The 3017-nt window shown below is 64.3% G+C and carries 1 protein-coding gene and 1 pseudogene; both read right to left on the reverse strand.

What is annotated here, in order from left to right; genetic code table 11:
* Window positions 1-362: 362 nt before the first annotated feature.
* Entirely contained in the window at window positions 363-2384 is a 2022-nt protein-coding gene (locus tag TSH20_RS34025) for an ELWxxDGT repeat protein (RefSeq protein ID WP_109157753.1), read from the reverse strand.
* A 233-nt stretch (window positions 2385-2617) separates the two neighbouring features.
* A pseudogene (locus TSH20_RS34030) lies at window positions 2618-2929 on the reverse strand (transposase); the annotation flags it as partial.
* Window positions 2930-3017 lie beyond the last annotated feature (88 nt).

A 3017-nucleotide genomic window follows, 5' to 3' on the forward strand; every position in this document is an offset into this window, starting at 1 on the left:
CGGGCGTGGAAGACGGCGGAGCGGTCCCAAGCTCATCCGCGGCCGGCCAGGGCCAAGGGTTTAGCGGGTGCCGCTCCACCCTGGGGGGGTGGGGCATGCCCCACCCCCCAGGGCTTCTTCTCTAGCAAAATTCAAAGACACAAGGGTTCTGGAAACCGCCTCTTAGCCGAAGAACACGGTGACCGCCCGCTCCCGAACGGCTGGCCCGCCTGCGCCAGCTACGGGGGAGCGCTCCGGCGGGCCAGCCTCACGCCTCAGACACCACCTGCCGGGACACGGCCGCCCGTTCGAAAACGCTGCAACAGAACCCACATGTTCTGCCGTTGGATGCAGGCTTACGCTCCAAGTCTGACACGCGTCCGTCAAACACTCGCGTCGATGACCAGGAAGCGGAGGTCATGCGCTGTCGCGTCCAGGACGAGAATGCTGTCGCCGCCGCCGAAATCGACCTGCACACCGACTCCCAGATCGGTCACGTACTCCGCTCGCCATGCCGCTGTGCCGATGTGCGGCGTAAACCCCTTCAGGATCAGGATGTCCAGATGCGGGTCAAAGGCCGTCAGCACGTCGACGCCGCTGCCGGGGGCGAAGAAGAACTGATCGCTTTCGCCATCCCGTTCGGCAAGCAGCACATCGTCGCCGACACCGCCATCGACGATGTCGCGGCCCGCTCCCGGCACGAGAGTGTCCCGCCCGGACATGCCATAGAGCCGATCGGCGCCGTCCGCTCCATCGATGTAGTCCGCGCCGGCGCCTCCGTTCAACCGGTCATCTCCAGAGCCGGCCAGAATGCGGTCGTTGCCGCCCAAGCCGTGAATCCGGTCGGCACCATCGTCGCCCCACAACGTGTCGTCGCCGTCAGCCCCCTCGCGGATACCGTCCGGCGCCGCGACAACCCCGAGCAGCTTGGCCGTATGATCCCAATAGTCCGTCCCCGCGCCAGGAGGAAGCTCGGCGAGCACGACGGTGCCGTCCGCCGTTCCGTCGGACAGAAAAAACCGATCGGTGTTGGCGAAATAGTCGTGATCGAACCCCAGCATGCGGCCATCGAGTTCCCCCAGCAACTTGTCGCCAAACGCTCCCCCCGCCGTTTGCCAAAGATGGTGCGTGCCCTCCGAGGTTCCGTCGGTCACCCAGAGCCCGGCGGGATCGGCTCCGCTCTGGCCCGTCAGGAAGAACGCCCGCCCCCCGGTAATCGCGATGTCCTGATACATCCCGCTGTTCTGATGGAGTTCAACGGTTTTCAGCCCCGCGCCGTCCGTCGCCAGAAGGCGTTGGGAGCCCGACCAATAGCTTTCGTCCAGAAAGAGCAGGCGGTCGCCCTCCTCGCCAGGCGATCCCTGGTCGAGCCATCCCAGCGGCGTGGCAAGCTCCTGTGCCGAGAGGACGCTCACCTGGCCTGTGGCCTCATCCAGCATGCTGATCCGTGACGCGCTTCCCTGTTCGGTCCGGTAAACGTCCATGTGGCTTGTGAACACCACGCGGCCGTCATGCAGTCCGACGACACTGCCGAGGTCCCACCCCTGTGTCGTCATGTCGCCGAGATACCGCGTGCCCTCTGCCGTGCCGTCGGTGGCCCAGAAGGTCGAATGTCGGACGGCAGTCGGCCATTCCATGCTGCCGGTCCAGTCTATCACGGTGGTGACCGACGCCACAATCCCGTCCGGCGTGGCGGCATAGCGGACAGCCCCGCCGCCGTCGGGAATGATGTCCGTGAATGTCGTCGTGCTGCCGTCGGCGTCGACGAAGGTGAGATTGGACGCCCAGGGCGTCTTTCCCTCGTGAAAGGCCATCCGCCCGTCGGTCATGCCGATCAGGGAAATGCCTTGAGACCATGGGGAGAGCGGCGCCATCTCATGAAAGAGGCGGGTATCTGCGGCAGTGCCGCTGGAGCTCCAAATCCCGCTGTGTGCCCCGCCATCCGCGTGCAGGTATACCCGGCCCTGTGCCGCCGTCAGTGCCGATGGTGAGGATCCCTCGGCTCCGGGCATGAGGTCGGCAACCATGCGGGCGCCGGACGCGGTCCCGTCGCTCACCCACAGCTCCCGGCCATGAATACCGTCATCGGCGGTGAAGAACACCCGGTCGCCCACCACCGTCAGGTCGTCCGGAGCCCCGGATGCGGCACCCGCGGCGGCGTCGAAAATCCGGGTTCCGCCGCTGGTACCGTCCGTGACCCAGAGTTCGCGACCGTGCTGGCCGTCGTCGGCGGTGAAGAAGATCTTGCCGCCGGCGATGACGGCGTCCTCGGGGGCGCTTCCCTGCGGGCCCGGCCTTATGTCGGCAAGGAGCCGGGTCCCGGAGGGCGTGCCGTCGGTCACCCAAAGCTCCGCGCCCGTGTCTTGCATCGTGGCTGTGAAAATAGCGATCTGCGTCTGTGTCATGCCCCCTCCAATCCGGAAAAGCATTGACTGGAAGGCAGCAAGATACGCTGTGACATATTCGGGATTTCAGTAGAAATTTATTTAGCTTTTATTCAGATTGACAGCAACATGACTTTACATTGACTTTCGTCACATCATGATGATGCGCCTTTCAGAAAGTGCTCATGTCGACATGGCCCCGTAACCCGTACCTGTCCGGGACATGCCGGAGATGACGCCGCTAGTGCACTGACTCATTCAGAAGGTGCAGGCAAACGGCTGAGTTTATCGAGGATGGTGTCGGCCGGCTTGGTCCAGACGAAGGGGCTGGATGCCCTGTTGTGCTCGCGGATGTAGCGGGCGATGGCGTCCTGGAGGTCGGCCACGGACTTGAACACGCCGCGCCGTATGCTCCGTCGGGTAATGATGGAGAAGAAGCCCTCGACGGCGTTGATCCATGAGGCTGAGGTGGGCGTGAAATGGAAGACCCAGCGCGGGTGATCGGCCAACCATTCCAGCACCTTGGGATGCTTGTGGGTGGCGTAGTTGTCGACGATCGCGTGGATCTGTCAGTGCCGGCTGGATACTCCCCGGAAAGGGCGGCTGAAAATTCCCCAGGCTAACGCAACGGCAGGGCTCCGGGGCGTACGCCCC

Origin of the sequence: Azospirillum sp. TSH20 (genome assembly GCF_003115935.1) — a bacterium.
In the GTDB taxonomy this organism is placed as follows: domain Bacteria; phylum Pseudomonadota; class Alphaproteobacteria; order Azospirillales; family Azospirillaceae; genus Azospirillum.

Coding starts and splice junctions, on each gene's coding strand:
- TSH20_RS34025 (WP_109157753.1), bottom strand. CDS start 2,384: ATGACACAGACGCAGATCGCTATTTTCACAGCCACGATGCAAGACACG.